This window comes from Paragemmobacter kunshanensis (assembly GCF_011059185.1).
GTDB classification, from domain to species: Bacteria; Pseudomonadota; Alphaproteobacteria; order Rhodobacterales; family Rhodobacteraceae; genus Paragemmobacter; species Paragemmobacter kunshanensis.
The window spans coordinates 1-740 of record NZ_JAALFE010000106.1 but is presented as its reverse complement, the minus strand read 5'-3'; the positions used below and the strand labels follow the sequence as shown (position 1 = coordinate 740).

Genomic DNA, 740 nt, shown 5'->3' with positions numbered 1-740 from the left:
CCCCAGGGACGGGCGATGGGAGTAGGCCCGGGTTGCGGGTGATGGGGGCTGATCTGCGCCTCCGCCTCCGCCCTCGCGGCAAGAAGGCTGCTGCGCACCGCATCGAGGCTGGCGTCCTCTTCGAGGAAGCGCCCGGCCCTCTGCGGCTCTCCGGCAAGGCGACAGAGGTCTACCACGGCACGGGCATGGGCGATGGCGTCACGCCGGATGGCGGTTGGATCAATGCCGGTCACCACAGGCTTGGGACACGCCGGTTTGCCCGGCTCAGGCTCGGGTTCATCCGGGACCGCGGTAGCCTCGTCGCCGATCTCGTCGCCTATGGCGTTTCCGGCAGTCTTATTGCCGTCCTGATCGCTCTCAGAAGCCGGAGCGGTGATGGCTTCCGCCAGCGCGGGTGGCGCGTTGCGGAACCGCGCGATGTCAAAGCTGGCTGCAATCCGCACCGGCTCGATCAGGCGGGTGGCGAGCCCCGCCTCGAGGGCGGCTTCCGCATCGAACCAGGTCTCGGTCGCCATCAGCGCCGCGATCTCCTTTTCGGTGCGTCCGGACCTTGCCGCATAGCCTCGGACCATGCCGCCCGCGATCTTGTCCATCGTGTCGGCCATCTCGCGCATGTCGGCGGCGGTGCCCATGACCAGCCCCGAAGGGTCGTGGATCATCAGGAAGGCATTCTCGGGCATGACGATCTCGTCACCCGCCATGGCCACATAGGAGGCCGCCGAGGCGGCCACGCCGTCGAT

Annotated in this window: 1 protein-coding gene; it reads right to left on the bottom strand. The window is 68.4% G+C overall.

The features are described 5' to 3' along the window. Positions 1-740 (bottom strand): head maturation protease, ClpP-related (locus G5V65_RS22005; protein WP_206526943.1); only part of this gene is annotated, 740 nt, incomplete at both ends.